At 76.4% G+C, this 17,578-nt stretch carries 14 protein-coding genes and 1 riboswitch; of the genes, 4 read left to right on the top strand and 10 right to left on the bottom strand.

Going from position 1 to position 17,578, the window contains the following annotated elements; genetic code table 11:
* Positions 1–14: 14 nt before the first annotated feature.
* The 3 genes from ACFVU7_RS02385 to ACFVU7_RS02375 all read right to left on the bottom strand — a co-directional run bounded on the left by ACFVU7_RS02385 (position 15) and on the right by ACFVU7_RS02375 (position 2,995).
* Complete coding sequence (locus ACFVU7_RS02385) at positions 15–803, bottom strand: SCO2322 family protein (RefSeq protein ID WP_388043898.1); 789 nt, start codon at positions 801–803, stop codon at positions 15–17.
* Positions 803–2,071 carry a prenyltransferase/squalene oxidase repeat-containing protein gene (locus ACFVU7_RS02380; RefSeq protein ID WP_388043897.1) on the bottom strand — a complete coding sequence of 423 codons (1,269 nt, stop codon included), beginning with the start codon at positions 2,069–2,071 and terminating at the stop codon, positions 803–805. The genes ACFVU7_RS02385 and ACFVU7_RS02380 overlap by 1 nt, the downstream gene beginning before the upstream one ends.
* A 106-nt stretch (positions 2,072–2,177) precedes the next feature.
* Positions 2,178–2,261, bottom strand: a riboswitch (cobalamin riboswitch).
* A gap of 113 nt (positions 2,262–2,374) precedes the next feature.
* The gene (locus ACFVU7_RS02375) at positions 2,375–2,995 is read right to left on the bottom strand and encodes a TetR family transcriptional regulator (RefSeq protein ID WP_049660100.1); all 621 of its coding nucleotides are present in this window, start codon (positions 2,993–2,995) and stop codon (positions 2,375–2,377) included.
* A 232-nt stretch (positions 2,996–3,227) separates the two neighbouring features.
* On the opposite strand from ACFVU7_RS02375, the gene ACFVU7_RS02370 reads away from it, so the two are divergent.
* The 3 genes from ACFVU7_RS02370 (at position 3,228) to ACFVU7_RS02360 (ending at position 6,489) form a co-directional block, all read left to right on the top strand.
* Positions 3,228–4,538, top strand: coding sequence for a glycosyltransferase family 4 protein (locus ACFVU7_RS02370; RefSeq protein ID WP_074000830.1), 1,311 nt, complete (start codon positions 3,228–3,230; stop codon positions 4,536–4,538).
* 149 nt (positions 4,539–4,687) lie between these two features.
* Positions 4,688–5,431 (top strand): class I SAM-dependent methyltransferase, encoded by a 744-nt coding sequence (locus ACFVU7_RS02365; protein WP_049660417.1) that lies wholly within the window; start codon positions 4,688–4,690, stop codon positions 5,429–5,431.
* Complete coding sequence (locus ACFVU7_RS02360; RefSeq protein WP_234348709.1) at positions 5,428–6,489, top strand: prenyltransferase; 1,062 nt, start codon at positions 5,428–5,430, stop codon at positions 6,487–6,489. Before ACFVU7_RS02365 ends, ACFVU7_RS02360 begins: the two co-directional genes overlap by 4 nt.
* Before the next feature lie 151 nt (positions 6,490–6,640).
* On the opposite strand, the gene ACFVU7_RS02355 is transcribed toward ACFVU7_RS02360, so the two are convergent.
* From ACFVU7_RS02355 to ACFVU7_RS02335, 5 genes are all read right to left on the bottom strand, one after another.
* Entirely contained in the window at positions 6,641–7,552 is a 912-nt protein-coding gene (locus ACFVU7_RS02355; protein ID WP_074000831.1) for a hypothetical protein, read from the bottom strand.
* Between the two features lie 195 nt (positions 7,553–7,747).
* A complete protein-coding gene (locus ACFVU7_RS02350) occupies positions 7,748–8,788 on the bottom strand; it encodes an N-acetylmuramoyl-L-alanine amidase (RefSeq protein ID WP_388043895.1) in 1,041 nt (346 codons plus the stop codon).
* 7 nt (positions 8,789–8,795) lie between these two features.
* Positions 8,796–10,052, bottom strand: coding sequence for a hypothetical protein (locus ACFVU7_RS02345; protein WP_388043893.1), 1,257 nt, complete (start codon positions 10,050–10,052; stop codon positions 8,796–8,798).
* 135 nt (positions 10,053–10,187) lie between these two features.
* Positions 10,188–10,841, bottom strand: coding sequence for a class I SAM-dependent methyltransferase (locus ACFVU7_RS02340; RefSeq protein WP_375874062.1), 654 nt, complete (start codon positions 10,839–10,841; stop codon positions 10,188–10,190).
* A 121-nt stretch (positions 10,842–10,962) separates the two neighbouring features.
* Entirely contained in the window at positions 10,963–12,360 is a 1,398-nt protein-coding gene (locus tag ACFVU7_RS02335; protein ID WP_388043891.1) for a M48 family metallopeptidase, read from the bottom strand.
* 161 nt (positions 12,361–12,521) lie between these two features.
* Between ACFVU7_RS02335 and ACFVU7_RS02330 the strand changes: the two genes are divergently transcribed.
* Positions 12,522–13,604 (top strand): alcohol dehydrogenase catalytic domain-containing protein, encoded by a 1,083-nt coding sequence (locus ACFVU7_RS02330; protein WP_388043890.1) that lies wholly within the window; start codon positions 12,522–12,524, stop codon positions 13,602–13,604.
* A 165-nt stretch (positions 13,605–13,769) separates the two neighbouring features.
* Here ACFVU7_RS02330 and ACFVU7_RS02325 read toward each other — a convergent pair whose 3' ends face one another.
* On the bottom strand, positions 13,770–13,943 hold the full coding sequence (locus ACFVU7_RS02325) for a hypothetical protein (protein ID WP_158077660.1): 174 nt from the start codon (positions 13,941–13,943) through the stop codon (positions 13,770–13,772).
* Positions 13,944–14,548: 605 nt separating this feature from the next.
* Positions 14,549–16,534 carry an alpha/beta hydrolase family protein gene (locus ACFVU7_RS02320; RefSeq protein ID WP_388043888.1) on the bottom strand — a complete coding sequence of 662 codons (1,986 nt, stop codon included), beginning with the start codon at positions 16,532–16,534 and terminating at the stop codon, positions 14,549–14,551.
* Between the last annotated feature and the right edge of the window lie 1,044 nt (positions 16,535–17,578).

Below are 17,578 nucleotides of genomic sequence, written 5' to 3'. Positions count from 1 at the left end.
CTGGGTGGGGGACGTTAGGGGTGACGGCGGCGGCGCGCCTGCCAGACGGCGCCACCGGCGAGGACGGCCACCAGCGCGCCACCGGCGATCAGGCCGACGTCCGGGCCGCTGCCGGTGCTCTGGTCGGCGGATCCGGCGGCCGGTTGGGCGGCGCCGGCCGCGCCGACCTGGTCGCCGCAGCCCGCCTTCGGGTACCCGGCGATGGCGCACAGCAGCCCGTTGGTGTCGTAGCGCAGCGGCGGGGCGACGGTGGCCAGCACCTCGGCCGAGGTGGCGCGGGGCGCGACGGCGGCGCAGGCCGTGCGCTGCTCGGGCACCGAGGCGGCGGACGAACCGGCGGCGGACGAACCGGAGGTGGACGAGCCGGAGACGGACGAGCCGGCGGCGGAGCCGGCGTCCTCGGCGGTGCCGAAGTCCAGCACGACGGCCACCCGCTTGCGGCCCTCCTGCGCGGGCGTGTCCGCGCAGATGTCGGCGAAGCTCCCGGCCGTCCGGGGCTTCGCGGCGTCCTGCCCGCCGTCCGGGCTCAGCGCGAACCGCCAGCCGTCCACGGCCCCGTCCGGCGGCACCGCGACGGAGGGCCCCTGCTGCTGGTACGTCCAGCTGCCGCCCTCGGCGCCGCGCCAGAACGACCAGTACCGGTACCCGGCGGCCTGCGCCGGAGCGGCGGAGGCGAGCAGCAGCACCGCCCCGAGGAGGGGGAGGAGCAGCGCGGCGAGGGCGGTGCGACGGCGGGCGCGGGCGCCGTCACCCGGCAGGCCGGGGCCCGGCCCGCCGGGAGCGGCGTGGGAGGCGGGACGCATCAGAGGTGGGTGTTGCGCTTGCGCTGGAGGCTGAGGAGGAGGCCGCCGCCGACGCCGATGAGCAGGCCGACGCCGATCAGCCAGTACTGGCCGATGCCGCCGTCCTTCTTCTTCGCCGGGGCGGTCGCCGTCGCCGTGGCGGAGGCGTCGGTGGCCTTGGGTGCCGGGCCGAGGGCGGTGAGCTGCCCGGTCAGGGCGGCGGTGTCGCGGTGGGCGGCCTGGGCGACCAGCAGGAGGGTGGCGGTGGCGCCGGCGTCGGTGCCGCCCTTGCTCCAGGTGGCGCCCTCCTTGGCGAGCCAGTCGACGGCGCCGGCGGCCTGCTGGGGGTGGCCGCTCTGGCTGAGCGCGAGGGCGGCCCAGGCGGTGGCGGTGTAGTCGGGGGTGGGGGCGGCGCCCGGGGTGGTGAGGGTGAGGTGGTCGCCGCCGGCCGCGAGCTGGGCGGTGAGGTAGGCGCCGACGGCCTCGCCGGACTCCGCGTGCGAAACCGGGGCCGAGGAGGCCGAGGAGCCCTGGGCGGCCGGGGCGTCGGCGCAGGCCAGGGCCTTGGGCGCGGCGTCGGCGTGCACCGTGCCGGCGACCGGCAGGTGGCCGCCGCTCGCGGCGAGCGCGGCCTGGGCGCTGGCCAGGGCGTTCGGGGTGAGCGCGCCGCCGGCCGGGTCGGTCTGGTAGGCGAAGGCGCCGCGCTGGTCGGCGGGGGCGGCGCAGCCGAGCTGGAAGAGGGCGAGCCCGTCGAAGGCGGACCTGCCGGCCTTGGCGACGCCCGCCGGGTCGGTCTTGGCGGCGAACAGCGCGTTGACGGCGAGGCCGGTGGAGTCGGCGTCGCCGGGGCCGCCCGGGTTGTACGCCCAGCTGCCGTCGGCGTTCTGGTTGGCCTTGAGCCAGCCGACGCCCTTGTCGACGGCGTCCTGGTGCCCGCCGAGGGCGACCAGGGCCTGGACGGCGACGGCGGTGGCGTTGCTGTCCTCGGTCTTGGGGTCGCAGGCCGCGCCGGCGGCCCGGTAGGAGGGCCAGCCGCCGTCCTCGCACTGCTGCCCGGCGAGCCAGCCGACGGCCGAGTCGGCCGGGGTGACCTTGGCCGCCGTCAGCGCGGTGAGCGCCAGCGACTGCCGCCAGACGCCGTCGTACGTCGGGTCGCTCTTGCCGTACAGCCCGTCGGGAACGGCGGCGGGGGTCGGCGCGGGGCTGTCGGCGAGGGCCGGTCCTGCGGCGAGGCCGGTGAGCAGCGCGGCGGACAGGGCGGCGGCGCCCAGGCGGGCGGCGGTCAGCATGGTGCGGGTGTGCCTTTCGGTGAGCGGTGGTGGCCCGGGCGGGGCCGTTCCGTAGTCCTCGACGGTGCCGGGCGCGTGCGTCCGGACTGGCCGCTCGCCCCTCCCCGGGTGCTCCGACTCGTCCGGGCGGCCGATGGCGGCGCCGGTCTCACGGCTGCGGGGTCAGCGCCGGATTCGCACCGGCTTTCCCCGGGGGAGGAGCGGGATGGAGTTGTGCCGACTGTCGACTCTAGCCGCCGGAGCACGCCGCCTGCCCCGAGACAGGCAGGAACAGGTTCCAGTCGCAGCAGAGGGGAGGGCGGCTCACGGCAGGGCGAGCAGCCGGGCCGCGGTGTGCAGGTCGGCCCGGACCTCGGCGATCGAGGCGCGCCCGGAGAGCCAGGCGACCAGTGCCGAGTGCCAGGTGTGCTCGATCACCCGCACCGCCGCGCGCTGGCTCTCGGTGGGCGGTCCGGACTGGCCGATCGCGTCCAGGATGAGCTGCCCGGTGGCCGTGCTGACCTGGTCCACCTCGGCCCCCACCGAGCGGTCCGCGAAGGACAGCGCCCGGACCATCGCCTCGGCCAGCAGCGGTTCGCGCTGCAGCGCGTGGAAGGCCCGGGTGAGGGCGTCGGCGACCCGCGGCGCCGGTTCGCGGTCGGTCGGCGGGTGCCGCCGGATGTGCTCCTGGAGGCCCTGGAGCTGCTCCAGCATCACCGCCACCAGCAGGTGGACCTTGGACGGGAAGTACCGGTAGAGCGTGCCGAGGGCGACCTGGGCGCCCTCCGCGACCTCCCGCATCTGCACCGCCTCGTACCCGCCCCGCACCGCCAGCGCGGTGGCGGCCCGCAGGATGCGCCGGCGCCGTTCGGCCTGGCGCGCGGTCAGCGGCGGCTCGCCCGGGGGCGAGAGCTGCGGAGAGGTGGAAGGAGGGGGTGGCGGCAAGGGTGCTCCCGGGCGGGCGAGAGTGGCGGCGTGCTCCACATGGTCGGCAGGATCCGGCGTGGCGGGAATCACCAGCCCTGGCTCCTGAGGGAAAGCTACGGGCCGGTATCTTCGAGGTCTCTCATTGTTCACGTGGTCGACGACGAGTTCCCCAGCCACTGAAACCTGATCTACTTTAGCGACCGGAAGCACGACCGGCAGCACCGTAAGCAGCTAGAGAAGAGGGCCCAGGATGACCGCGCAGCCGCTGCGGATTGCCCTGCTGTCGTACCGAGGGGACCCCTTCTGCGGCGGTCAGGGCGTGTACGTACGGCACCTCTCCCGGGAGCTGGCCAGGCTCGGCCACCACGTGGACGTGATCGGCGCCCAGCCCTTCCCGGTGCTCGACGAGGTCGACGGCCCCGGCTCGGTGCGCCTGGTCGAGCTGCCCAGCCTGGACCTCTACCGCGCCGACGACCCCTTCCGCACCCCGGCCCGCGACGAGTTCCGCGGCCCGGTGGACGTGCTGGAGTTCGCCACCATGCGCACCGGCGGCTTCCCCGAGCCGCTCACCTTCTCGCTGCGCGCCCGCCGCTACCTGGCCGCCCACAAGGGCCGCTACGACGTGGTGCACGACAACCAGACCCTCGGCTACGGCCTGCTCGGCCTGGCCCGGCACGGCTTCCCGCTGGTCACCACGATCCACCACCCGATCACCGTGGACCGGCAGCTGGAGCTGGACGCCGCCACCACCCGCGGCAAGCGGCTCTCGCTGCGCCGCTGGTACGCCTTCACCCGGATGCAGCGCCGGGTCGCCGCCCGGCTGGACCACGTGATCACCGTCTCCGGCACCTCGCAGCGCGAGATCGCCGAGCACCTGGGCGTCGCGCCCGGCGCGATCTCGGTGGTGCCGATCGGCGCCGACACCCGGCTCTGGTCGCCCTCGGCGGAGATCGAGCGCGTCCCCGGCCGGATCGTCACCACCTCCAGCGCGGACGTCCCGCTGAAGGGCCTGGTCTTCCTGGTCGAGGCGCTCGCCAAGGTCCGCACCGAGCGGGACGCCCACCTGGTGGTGGTCGGCAAGCCGCAGAAGGAGGACGGGCCGGTGGCCGAGGCGGTGCGCCGCTTCGGGCTGGCCGGGCACATCGAGTTCCGCAGCGGGCTGACCGACCAGGAGCTGGTCGACCTCTACCGCTCGGCCGAGGTGGCCTGCGTCCCCTCGCTCTACGAGGGCTTCTCGCTGCCCGCCGCCGAGGCGATGGCCACCGGCACCCCGCTGGTCGCGACCACCGGCGGGGCGATCCCCGAGGTGGCCGGGCCGGACGGGGAGTCCTGCCTGGCGGTGCCGCCGGGGGAGGCGGACGCGCTGGCCGCCGCGCTCGGCCGGCTGCTGGACGACCCGGAGCTGCGGGCCGGGCTCGGCGCGGCCGGACGGGAGCGGGTGCTGGCCCGGTTCACCTGGGAGCGGGCCGCCGAGCTGACCGCCGAGGCCTACCGCGCGGCGCTCGCCACCGGCGTCGGCGCCCGGGCCCGCTCGGGGCCGGGCTGGCGGTACGTGGCCTAGCCGCCCGCCCGCGGCAGGTCGGTGACGGCCGGTCGGCGGAGGCGGGGCGGTGGCGGCAGGGCGAGCCTGCCCGACGAAGCGTGACGTGCCGGGAGTGGCGTGACGAAGCGTCAAGAACGCTTGGTAGCAATAGGAATGGGAGTCCTGCAGTGCTGACCGTCGATTTCTCGCGCTTCCCGCTCGCCCCCGGCGACCGGGTGCTCGACCTGGGCTGCGGCGGGGGCCGGCACGCGTTCGAGTGCTACCGCCGTGGCGCCAACGTGATCGCCCTCGACCAGAACACCGAGGAGATCGCCGAGGTCAGGAAGTGGTTCGCGGCGATGGAGCAGGCCGGTGAGGCCCCCGAGGGCGCGTCGGCGGTCGCGATGGAGGGCAACGCGCTGGCGCTGCCGTTCGAGGACGAGTACTTCGACAAGATCATCATCTCCGAGGTGATGGAGCACATCCCGGACGACAAGGGCGTGCTCAACGAGATGTTCCGGGTCCTCAAGCCGGGCGGCCTGCTCGCCGTCACCGTGCCCCGCTGGCTCCCGGAGAAGATCTGCTGGGCGCTGTCCGACGAGTACCACGCCAACGAGGGCGGCCACATCCGGATCTACCGGGGCGACGAGCTGCTCGAGAAGCTCAAGGACGCCGGCCTGGAGCCGTACGGCACCCACCACGCGCACGCGCTGCACTCCCCGTACTGGTGGATCAAGTGCGCGGTCGGCGTCGACAACGACAAGGCGCTGCCGGTCAAGGCCTACCACCAGCTGCTGGTCTGGGACATCGTCGGCACCCCGGTGATCAGCAGCCTCACCAGGGCCGCCGAGCGGGCCCTCAACCCGGTGATCGGCAAGAGCTTCGTCGCGTACGCCTCCAAGCCCAACCGCGCGCCGGGCGGGACGGCGTGACGGCCGCCGTCCCCGAGGTGCTGCTGCTCGACGGGGTGCTCGACGCCGAGCAGGCCGCCGACACCGTGCGCAGCATCCTGGCCGAGCAGCGCCCCGACGGCGCCATACCCTGGTTCGCCGGCCACCACCTCGACCCCTGGGACCACACCGAGGCGGCGATGGCCCTCGACACGGCCGGCGAGCACGCCGCCGCCGAGGCCGCCTACCGCTGGCTCGCCGCCGCCCAGAACCCGGACGGCTCCTGGTACGCCGCGTACACCGACGGCGCGGTCACCGACCGGGCCAAGGAGAGCAACTTCTGCGCGTACATCGCGGTCGGGGTCTGGCACCACCACCTCAGCACCGGCGACGACGCCTTCCTGGAGTGGATCTGGCCGGTCGTCCGGCGCGCCCTGGACTTCATCGTCGGGCTGCGGCTGCCCGGCGGCCCGATCGCCTGGCGGGTCGACGGGGACGGCACCGCCACCGACGAGGCGCTGCTCACCGGCTCGTCCAGCATCCTGCACGCGCTGCGCTGCGGCCTGGCCGTCGCCGAGTACCTGGAGGAGCCGCAGCCCGACTGGGAGCTCGCGGCCGGCCGGCTGGGGCACGCCGTCTCCCACCACCCCGAGCGGTTCCTGGACAAGGGCCGCTACTCGATGGACTGGTACTACCCGGTGCTCGGCACCGGCCTGCGCGGCGAGGCGGCGGTGGCCCGGATCGAGCGGGACTGGGAGCGCTTCGTCGTCCCCGGCCTCGGCGTGCGCTGCGTCAGCGACCGTCCGTGGGTGACCGGCGGCGAGAGCGCCGAGCTGGCGCTCGCGCTCTGGGCCATCGGCCAGTCCGACCGCGCGGTGGACATCCTGCGCTGGATCCAGAAGCACCTGCGGCACGAGGACGGCTCGTACTGGACCGGGTACGTCTTCGAGGACGACGCGATCTGGCCGGAGGAGCGCACCACCTGGACGGCCGGGGCGCTGCTGCTCGCGGTGGCCGCGCTCGGCGGGGACCCGGCGACGGTCGCGGTCTTCGGCGGGGAGCAGCTGCCGGCCGGGCTGGTGGTCGCGGACTGCTGCTGAGCCCGGCGCACTGCGCGCGGAACGGCGCGCGGGGGACGGGCGCACAGGGCGCACCGGGCGCGGACACGGCGCGTACACGCGGAAGGGGCGGGACCGGAGAACCGGTCCCGCCCCTTCGCGGTGTGCGTCCGCGGGCGTCAGCCGTGCTGTCTCAGCCGCGCTGGATGCCCGTGGTGTCGGCCAGCACGCCCTGGCTGCCGTCCGGCAGCTGCGCGACCAGCGCGGCGCCGCGCTGCTCGACGGCCAGGTACCAGGTGCCCGGCACGACCTCGCCGACCGGGGCACCGGCCGGGTTGTCCTTCGGGGCCAGCTGGCGCGGGGCCGGGACGGCGAACCAGAACGGCTGGAAGTCCGCCGCCGGGGCGGGCGCCTGCTGCGCGGCCGGGACCGGCTGCGGGGCCGGGGCGCCGGCGTCGTGCGGCTGGGCGGCCTGGACCGGCTGGCCGGGCTGCGGCTGGCCGGCACCCGGGTAGCCGTAGCCGCCCTGGCCGCCGAACGCCGGGTCGTGGCCCTGGGCCGGGTAGCCGTACTGGCCGGGCTGGCCGGGGGCACCCGGCTGACCGGGCTGGCCCGGGTAGCCGTACTGGCCGGGGACGGCCGCCGGGCGGTCGGCGGCCAGCGGGGCCTTCAGTGCGGGCACCAGGGGGCCCGCGGCGGCCGCGCCGGCCAGCGCGAGCAGCGCGATGAAGCCGAGCCAGGCGCCGAAGCCGTGGCTGACGACGGAGCTGGAGGTGCCGCCGCCGAGCGCCCAGACCGAGGTCCACAGCGCGGCGACGGAGAGGGCGATGCCCCACTGGTCCAGCCGCAGGCCGAGCACCTGGCGGTTGGCCGCGGCCGCACCCTGGAAGCGCTGCACCAGGATCAGCACCGCGGCGGCGATGCCGAGGAGGTAGATCGACGGCAGGATGGGGAACAGGTCCGTGCTCCACGCGTTCTGCGACGGCGGGCAGTACCGGCTGTTGCCGCAGTCCACGGTCCAGTAAGGCAGGAAGGAGGCGATGAAGAGCAGGACGGCCGCGCCTGCGACGGCGGCGTCTCCCCTGGTGAGAGCGCGCAGATTCACTAACGTTCCCCTCGTTGACGTGTCGTGGACGGTGGTTCGCGCGGTCGGGCCGACCGGCCGAAACTCCCGAACGGACCAGAAGCCTAGGCCCAACCGTCCTGCCGGTGCACGGCGGGACCGGGAATGGGGTGAAGTCGTTGCAAACCGTGCGGTCCGGGCGGAGCGTCGTCCTCCGCCGGTCGCGGCCCAACTCCCTTACCGCTCTTCGGTCTTCTCTTGGGTCGTCAGGAAAGCGGTCAGCGCGTCGGCGATCCCCCGGGCCGCCTGCTGGCGCCACTGAGGGTCCGTCATCCGCTTCGCGTCCGTCGAGTTGCGCATGTTACCGCACTCGATGAACACCTTGGGGACCGTCGAGAGGTTGAGGCCGCCCAGGTCGGAGCGGGTGTCCAGGCCGTCCTTGGCGATGTAGTCCGCGTACGGCTCGCCGGTCGCGGCGTGGAACCGGTCGCGCAGCAGGAGGCCGAGCCGGCGCGACGGGGCGACGATCGCCGCGTTGTCCGCCTTCCCCGCCACTACCCGGGCGGGCATGATCACGTGGAACCCGCTGCCGTTCGCCGGGCCGCCGTCCCCGTGCACCGAGACCGCGACGTCGGCGTGGGCGTCGGCGCCCGCGCGGGCCCGCTCGTCGACGCACGGGCCCCAGGGCCGGTCGCCGTCCTGGACCAGGACCACCGTGGCGCCCCGGGCGGCCAGCAGGGCGCGGGCCCGGCGGGAGACGTCCAGGGTGTACTCGGCCTCGGTGTAGCCGGCGTTGGTCTCGGTGCCGGTGGTGTCGCACTCCTTGCGGGCGTTGCCGATGTCCACCTGGCGGTTGATCTCGGCGGTGTGGGCGGAGTTCCCGGGGTTGTGGCCGGGGTCGAGCAGGACGGTGCGACCGGTCAGGACCGCGGCGTCGGCGGGCGCGGACGGGGCCTCGGCCGCCGGGGTGGTGGACGGCGGCGGTGCGACCGGCGGGGTGAGGGGCGCGGCGGTGCCGTCGGCCGGGGCGCCGGGGTCGGCGGTCCCCGGCTGGTCCGTGGCCGTCGGGGCGGGCGGCGCCGAAGCCGGGTCGGCAGTCGGGGACGAGGCGGCCGGGGCCGACGCGGCCGGGGCCGCCGTGGCGCCCGCCGGGCCGGAGTGGTCGAGGGCCCGCCAGCCGAACCAGCCCGCCGTGCAGAGCGGAACGGCCACGGCCGCGGCGGTGGTGGCGCGCAGCAGGGCGGAGCGGCGGGGCGGTCGGGGGGCGGTGCCGGTCACTGGTCGGTCAGATCCTGTCCTGGGTGCGCGGAGTCAGGCCGTAGCTCTTCGCGATCGCGTTCCACTTGGTCATGAAGTCCGTCTTCGCCTGCGTCGCCTGCGGGTTGAGCTCGTCCGCGTGCTTCTTGTCGGCGGTGGCCGGGGCCCGGCCGGTGCAGCCCTGGGCGGCGACGGCGCGCGCCCAGCTCGCGTACGCCTTGTCTATGTCGGCGGACAACTGCCAGGCGGACTTCAGGGAGTTCACCGCGTCCGCGCCGCCCGGCACATCCGTGACGCTCAGTTGGGAGAGCTTGGCCAGCAGGGCGGTCCGCTGGCTCGCGCCGTTGTCGAAGTCCTGCGCGGCGCTCTCGATGTCGGCCTTCGGCGGGCAGCTGGTCACCTTGGCGACGGCGCTGCCGATCGGGGCCTTGGCGCTCTCGCCCTCGCTGAGCAGGCCGTCCAGCGCCTGGGCCTGCGCCTTGGCGCCCGGACCGGGAGCGGTCGAGCTCGGCGACGGCGTACCGGCGGGCGAGCCGGACGCGCTCGTGGCGGCGCTCGGCGCACCGTCCGCACCCGTGGGCGCGGTCGCGGGCGGCGGGTTCTCCGCGCCGGTCGCCGGGGCCGAGGCCGGGGCGGGCGCGGCCTGGCCGTCCTTGTCGCTGCCGCCCCGCAGGGCGAACAGCAGGCCGCCGCCGACCGCCAGCACCAGGAGCAGCGCGAAGCCGATCAGCAGCGGGGCCCTGCGGTTGGTCGGCCGGTCCTCGTCGTCCCCGTGGGCGGTCCCGGTCGGGTAGTCGGGCTGGGCGCCGTAGGGGAGCGGGGTGCCGTACGGGGGCTGCGCGCCGTACGGGGACTGCGGCGGGGCGGCGGGCGGCTGCAGGAGGTAGTCGTAGCCGGGGGTCTGCCGCGTCTCCTGCTGCGGGGCGTGGGACGGCGGACCCGCGTGGGAGGGGAACGGCGCGGACGCCGGCGGGGCGGCCGGGGGCGGCGGGGCGGCGCCGGGGAACAGCCGGGCGGTCGGCGGGTCGTAGCCGGGCGAGGCGGCCAGGTACGGGCGGGCGCCCAGCGGCAGGCCCTGGTCGCCGACGGCGCCGGGCGAGGGCGGCGGGGCCATCGGACCGGGCTGGGCGGCGGACTGCGGGGCCGCGGGAGGTTGGGGGGTGGCGGGCGCCTCGGGGACGGGCTGCGCGTCGGCCGGGCGCTGCGGGCCGCGCACCCAGCCGCCGGCGCCGCCGCGCGCGGTCGGGTCCCAGACCGCCGGAGCGCTGTTCTGCTGGTCCGTCATGTCGCTGCTGGCCCCCACCGTCCGCCGATGCTCTGCCTGGTGCTGCGCGGCCACCGTACCGTTCGAACCCCTGCCCGGCAGCCCCGGCACGACGTTAGAGCATCGGCGCGGGGCCCCGGGAACGAACGGCGTCTCCTACCGGGCGGCGCGGCGCAGGACGCGCAGGGAGCCGGTCACCGAGACCTCCTCGAAGCCCTCGGCCAGCGCCCGCAGGTACACCCGGTACGGGGCCTGGCCGCCGTCCGCCGGGTCGGGGAACACGTCGTGCACCACCAGCAGGCCCTCCGGCGCCAGGTGCGGCACCCAACCCTCGTAGTCGCCGGTCGCGTGCTCGTCGGTGTGCCCGCCGTCGATGAACACCAGGCCCAGCGGGCGCCCCCACAGCGCGGCGATCCGCGGCGAGCGGCCGACCAGCGCCACCACGTGCTCCTCCAGCCCGGCGGCGTGCAGGGCACGGCGGAACCGCGGCAGGGTGTCCATCAGCCCGACCTCGGGGTCGACCAGGGTCGGGTCGTGGTACTCCCAGCCGGGCTGCTGCTCCTCCGAGCCGCGGTGGTGGTCGACGGTCAGCGCGACCGTCCCCGCCTCCCGGGCCGCCGCCGCGAGCAGGATCGCCGAGCGGCCGCAGTAGGTGCCGATCTCCAGCACCGGCAGCCCGGTGCTCCGGGCCGCCTCCACCGCCGCCGCGTACAGCGCGAGCCCCTCGTCCACCGGCATGAACCCGGTGGCCTCCTCGAACGCCGCCAGCACCTCGGGTGCCGGCTCGGCGCTCAGCAGCAGGTCGGACATGCGGTGCTCCTCGGGGGGTCGGGACGCGGGCGGACGTGCACGGACCCTACTCGACGGTAGCGGTAGCGGCGCCGCCGGGGCGGCCGGCGCCGACCGGTGCCGTGCGTCGCTCGGGCGGCGGTCAGCCCGCGAGCAGGTCCGCGGCGATCCGGGCGCGGTGCGGGGCCAGCTCGGCGGCGATCGCCCCGACCTCGGCGGGGGTGGCGGTGACGGCGGCCGGCCGGGCCTCGGCGCGCTCGACCAGGGCGATCCGCAGGTGGGTCGGAGGGTGGGTGGAGTCCACGGCGGCGTGGTCACGGGCGCTGAGCCGCAGCAGGCGCTCGTGCTCGGTGGCGGGGACGGAGCCGAGGTGCTCGCGCAGCCGCTCCCAGAGCAGTTCCGGGGCGGGCGGCTTCGGCCGCTCGGACTGTTCGGGCTGTTCTGGCTGCTCCGGGCCCCGGCCCCGGCCGCGGCGGACCGTCCGGGGGCGCCGGCGCTCCTCGGCGCGGATCCGGCCCACGGCGGTGCACACCGGGCCGAACAGCAGGAGCGTCGCGAGCATCCCGCCGGCCGCCTCGCTGCCGCCGACCCGGACGGCGAGGGCGTCCGCCCGGTACTCGGCCTGCTGCCCGGCGCGGGAGGTGAGCCGGTCGAACAGGTAGAGGCCCTGGAGCAGCAGCCAGGCGACGGCCCGCAGGACGACCGCGCCGACCAGCGCGCCGATCCGGATCAGCAGCGAGAGCTCGTCGCCGTGCGCGCGGCCCGGCCGGTCGGGCCGGACCATGCCGTACCAGGCCGCGAGCGCCGAGACCGCGCTGTGCAGCCAGAGCGAGCGGCGGTGGTCGCCGTTGACGTGGTGGCCGAACTCGTGGCCGAGCAGGGCGATCCGCTGCCGGTCGTCCAGCACCTCCCAGAACGGCAGGCCCAGTTCGAGGACGGGACGGCGGCGCAGCCCGACCAGCCCGTAGGAGGCGTTGAACTCGTCGGTGACCCGGATGACGGCCACCGGCGCGGCACCCAGCTCGGCGGCCACCCGGTCCGCCAGCCCGTACAGGGCCGGGGCCGAGGCGCGGTCGAGGACGTTCTGGTCGCGCGGCACCCGGCCGAGCCGGGGCCGCAGCGCGACCGCGACCACCAGCGCCACCACGCCCGCGCAGCGCTGCACCGTGCTCCCGGTGACGAGCAGCCAGACCGCCAGGCAGAGCAGGCCGACGGTGACCAGGTGGACCAGGCCGGCGGCGGCGGAGGCCAGCAGCCAGTCGCGGCGGGCGGTCGGGGAGTCGCCGCCGGCGGCCTGCTCCTCGAACAGCCGGTCGGTACGGTCGGCCGCCGCCCGCTCGCGCCGGGTGGGCGCGGGAGCGCCGTCCTGACCGGGAGACAGGTTCCAGTCGCAGGCCGGGCACCAGGCGGTGAAGCGCGGGTCGGCGGTCAGCGCGGCGGCGCAGCGGGGGCAGGCCGCGCCGTGGGCGGGCTGCTCGGGGGAGGTCGGCGAGGGCGCAGGCGGGGACGTCGGCGCGGACGTCGGAAGGGGTGTCGACACGGTGGTGATCATGGCGTGTCGCAGTGGTGGAAGGACAGTGAATTCGTACAGTTCCGCCGGCCGGTTGTTGTGGAACGCGTTCTAGTCGCGTCGCGCCGCCCGTGCCAGAATCGGCCCGACCGCCGATCCGAGGAACACCAGGCACCCCGGGAGCAGCACCCATGCGCGCAGCCGTCCTGCACAAGACCGGCCAGGAGACCCTCGACGTCCGCGAGGACGTGACGGCCGTGGGCTTCGGGCCGGGCACCGTACGGGTCCGGATGCGCGCCGCCAGCCTCTGCCACTCGGACCTCTCCGCGATGAGCGGCGTCCTGCCGCAGCCCGCGCCGTTCGTCCCAGGGCACGAGGGCGCCGGGGACGTGCTGGAGGTCGGCGAGGGCGTCACCGGCCTCGCCGCCGGCGACCGCGTGGTGCTCTGCTGGATGGCCCCCTGCGGCCGCTGCGACCACTGCCGCCGGGACCGCGGCCACCTCTGCATCGCCAGCCTGCGCAGCCTCGGCGCCCCGGGCTTCCGGATCGCCGAGGGCGGGCTGAGCGCCTCCGGCTTCTACGGCACCGGGGCCTTCGCCGAAGAGGTCGTGGTCGCGGCGAACGCCGTCATCAAGGTGCCCGACGACCTCCCGTACGAGGCCGCCGCGCTGATCGGCTGCGGCGTGACCACGGGCATCGGCGCCGCGGTGAACACCGCCCGGGTCGAGCCCGGCGCCTCCGTCGCGGTGATCGGCGCGGGCGGGGTCGGCGTGGCCACCGTGCAGGGCGCCCGGGTCTGCGGCGCCGGCCGGATCACCGTCGTCGACCCGGTGGCCTCGCGCCGCGAGCGCGCCCTGGCGTTCGGCGCCACCGAGGCGATCGCACCCGAGGAGCTGAAGGCGACGGCCAAGAAGCTGCCCGGCGGCGGCTTCGACTACGTCTTCGAGGCGGTCGGCCGCGCGGCCACCGTCCGGGCCGGCTACGAGGCCGCCCGGCGCGGCGGCGCGGTGGTCGTCATCGGCGCGGGCGCGCAGGACGACCTCGCGCAGTTCACCATGGGCGAGCTGTTCTTCAACGAGAAGCGCCTGCTGCCCTCGCTCTACGGCGGGGCGACGGTGGCGCGCACCATCGGGCTGGTCGTGGACCTCTGGCGGGCCGGGCGGATCGACCTCGACGGCATGGTCACCCACCGGGTGGGGCTCGCGGACGTCAACGAGGCGATCGCGCAGATGCGGAGCGGCGAGGCGCTGCGGACGGTCGTGACGCTGGGCTGAGGGCGGGCCGCGGCCGGGGCGCTGCTCGGGGCTTCGCACAGAGACTTCGGGCGGTGGCTTCGCACGGAGACTTCGGGCGGAGGCTTCGGGAAAGCCGAGGGCCCGCCGGGGGAGTCCGTGCCCTCCCGGCGGGCCCTCGTACGCGGTGCCCTGGTGGTGGTGCGGTCAGCCCAGCGCCCCGGCCGCGCGGTGGCGGCCGTGCGGGTCGGACTCCGGGCTGTCGTCGGCGGCGGAGCCACCGCGGTGGCGGCCGTGCGACGCGGTGTCCTTGGCCGTCTTCTCGTCGGCGTCGGTCCCGGTAACCGCGGGTCCGGTGGTGTCGGTGAGGGTGTCGGACATGAGAATCGTCTTTTCCGTGCGGAGGGTGCAGGTCATCGGCGCCCGGCCGGCGCCGGTGGCGCACGGTCTGGTCCCCGATCGGGCGCCCGGTGCGCGCCCGTAGCCGGTGATCGCGGCCCGTGCCCCGGTCACCATAACGGCCGGGACGGACGAGATCCTATCGAGATCATGACGCGAGTCCCGCGCTGGTCCCGGGCCGGCGGCCGACCGGCTCGCGGTGGCGCGGGGACGGCGCCCGGAGACCGCCGGGCCGGCCCGGCGGCCCGTGCCCGCCGTCCGGCGGCGGCAGCCGGGTCCGCCCGCGGTGCGGAACTGATGCGGCGCGCAACGATCATCGGCGATCATCAGTGTCCCCGTGTGCGCGGCGGAGGCCCGTTCGACCCGCTCCTCGGCGTCGGCGTCCGGACGACGGGCCGCCCGGTCCGGCAGCACGGCCGGGGCGGGGGACGGGCAGGTCCGTACCAAGGCCGACAAGTGGCGCCCACCTGCGGAGAGTTCACTCGGATCGCCTAGCGCGGCGTCGAGGCCGCCCGGGGCTGGCGTCTGGGCCTGGCGCCTGGGCTCGGTGCCCGAGCTTGGTGTCCGGGACGGCACCGGGCGGCGGGTCAGCCCGGACGGCCGGTCCGCAGGAACGTGGCCAGCAGCTCGTGCAGGACGGCGGCGCCCTCGTCGGCGAGCACCTCGTGCCCGGAGCCGGCCGCCTCGACGTACCGGAAGTCCTCGCCCTCGACCCGGCCGATCCGCAGCAACTCGTGCCGCAGCGACCGGGACTGGCTCACCGGTACGACCTCGTCCCGGTTGCCGTGCACGACCAGCAGCGGCGCGCTCAGCCGGTGCGCCAGTTGCAGCACGTCACGCGGTCCGCGGGCGTCGGCGACCTGCTCGCCGCCGCCCAGTCGGGTGGTCAACGCCCGTACGGGGGGCGCCGCTTCGGCCAGCAGCCGGGCGCCGGACAGGAACGGCGCGACCACCGCGCAGCGGGCGACCTGCTCGGCCGGCGCGTGCGAGGCCGCCAGCAGTGCCAGGAAGGCGCCGTAGTTGACCCCGAAGAGGGCCGGCGGCTCCAGGCCGAGGGCGGCGCGCTGGCCCGCGATGCCGTCCAGCAGGTACAGGACGTCGTCCAGGTCGGGACCGCCCCAGGCGCCCCGGATGGCCAGCGCGTGCGCCACGCCGTAGCCGGTGGAGCCGCGCTGGTTCGGCGCCACCACCGCCAGGCCCTCCGCGGCCATCCGCTGCAGTGTCGGGTCGAACTCCAGCCGCCAGGCGTCCGCCGGGCCGCCGTGCAGCGCCAGCACCAGGTGCGGGCTGCTCAGCCAGGCGTCCCCGCCGTACACCACGGCCTCCAACGGGCCTGCCGGGCCCGCGAGTTCGAGGCTCTGCGCGGGATGCCAGCGGCCGCCGTCCCCGGGCGGGGTGCTGCCGTCGAGCCGCCAGCCGGGCGGCTCGGTCCGCACCGGGCGCACCCCGCCGGGCTGCCAGGGCAGGATGGTGTCCCGCCACGGCCCTGGCAACCCCGAGGCCAGCGGCGCGAGTTGGAGCGGGAGCGGCGTCGGGCCGGAGACGGGCGGGAGCGGTCCGTGCGTCAGCAGCGTGTCGACGTCGAGGGTGGCCAGCGCCATCGGGTGGTCGGGCGAGGAGTACGGCACGCGCAGCCCCGCCTCGCCCCAGTGGCCGACCGCGCCGAGCCGCCCGGGCGGGACCGGCAGCGGGTCCAGCCGCCCGGCCGAGGGCCGCCACAGCGCGAGTGCCGAGCCCGCGCCGTGGTCGATCTGCACCGCGACCCGGGGGCCGCCCGCCGCGACCCGCAGGGCGACCGGCCGCAGGAACATGCCCGCGACGTGCAGGCACTCGGGGAAGCGCAGCGGCTCCCCGGCGCCGAGGACGCCCCAGCCGAGCCGGTCGGTGCCGGGCGCGTCGCTGCGCACCATCGCGAACCGGCTGTCCGGGTCGAACAGCACCAGGCGGTCGTTGCTCTGCGGGCCGATCTCCAGCAGGGGGGAGGTGCGGCCGGCGCGCAGGTCGAGCACCACGCTGCGGACCAGGCCCGCGTTCACCCGGTCCAGCGCGAGCAGCGTGCCGGTACGGTCCAGCCAGGTGCCGCCGCCGTGCAACCCCGGGATCTCGGCGACCTGTTCGGGCTCGCTGCCGTCGGTGCGCACCAGCCAGGCGGTGGTCGCCGGACGGGTGTCGCTGCCGAGTGCGACCGCCACCGGCGTCCGCGGGTCGGCCCCGGCCTGGGCGGGGAGCGGCAGGACCCGCAGGCCGGTCATCCGCAGCGAGCCCAACTGCTGTTCCAGGGCGCCGTTCCCGCCGTACGAGAGGCGGACCAGGTCGTGCCGCTCGCCGTCGTGCCGGCAGGTCAGCACCGAGCCGTCCGGCAGTGCGACCAGCTGTGAGCGCAGGCTCTCCGCGCGGTTGCCGGGCAGTGGCAGCGCGGTCGGCACGGCCGGTCCGCCGTCCTGCGGCAGCCGCCAACTCTCCACGTACCAGCCGCTGTCGGCGGAGGAGGCGAGGCAGGCGGCGTGGCTGCCGTCGGCGGCGAAGGTGAAGCTCAGCCGGCGCAGCGTCTGGGTCATGGTTCGGGTGGCCACGTTCATGCTCCGCTCACCCCGGTGGTGCTGGACGGGCCCGCCGGGTCGGAGGGGCCTGTGGTGCCGGACGGGCCCGCGTTGCCGGACGGGTCCACGGCGCCGGGGCGGGCCGGGCCGCCGGCCTGCCCCGGCCGGGCAGCGACCCGGCCGCGGCACGACGGAGGCCCGGCGATTCGTTCCTGCACCAGGACGGCGGAGTCCTCCTGGCCGATCGGACCGACGGCGGGCGGCACCGGCCCTCGCCCGGCGGGCCGGGCCGTGTGCCGGAAGCCGCCGACGGTGACCTCCCGGTCACCGCCGCCTCCCCGGCCTCCGGCACCGGCCGGTGCCGCCCGCGTCGCCTCCGGCCACGAACCCGCCGCACCCGGTCCGCGGTCCACCGATCCCCTGTCCCCGGCCGTACGCAGCGATGTGCCCGCCCCCATTCGCCACCACATCCCTTCGTCGAGGCCGCCGCCCCGGTGCCCACTGCTCGCGGCACCCGGGCGGCGGCCCGGCCTGATCGGTTCTTCCGGAAGGGGCGGCGGTACCGCCCCGGTACGGGAGTGCTCACCCGGATCCCGTCCGGCCCGGCACGGCACCGCCCGACTCCTGGTCGTGGCCGCCGCCGGGGCAACTCCTGTTCGCAGAAGTGAAGTTACTTTCGAGCCAACCGAAGCCTCAACGCAGAGCCGGTCACTTCACTCGTAAGGGTGCAAAGGCCTGCTTTCGAACCCGTACGGGAACCCTGCTGTGAGTAACGGACGACCGGCGCGCGGCCGCGTACGGAGCGCGCGGGGCCCGCCGGGCGCCTCTCGTCGCAGATTGACGTGCACCCGTACGCCCCCAGCTCCCCTGTCCGAACGGCCGCGAGGCACCGGCCGACGCCGCCGCGACGCGTCGACGACGGACCGACGACGAACCGAGGACGGACCGACGACGGACCGACGACGGACCGGCGGCGTCGGCCGGTGCCGCAGGCGCGACGCGACCCGGCCGCGACCGTTCCCCCGGCGCCCGGCCGTACGGCCGAGGCCCGACCGCCCCCGCGCGCACGGTAGTCTC

This window comes from Kitasatospora sp. NPDC058046 (genome assembly GCF_042885595.1).
Taxonomy (GTDB): Bacteria; Actinomycetota; Actinomycetes; order Streptomycetales; family Streptomycetaceae; genus Kitasatospora.
This window is presented reverse-complemented; position numbering and strand designations above follow the sequence as displayed.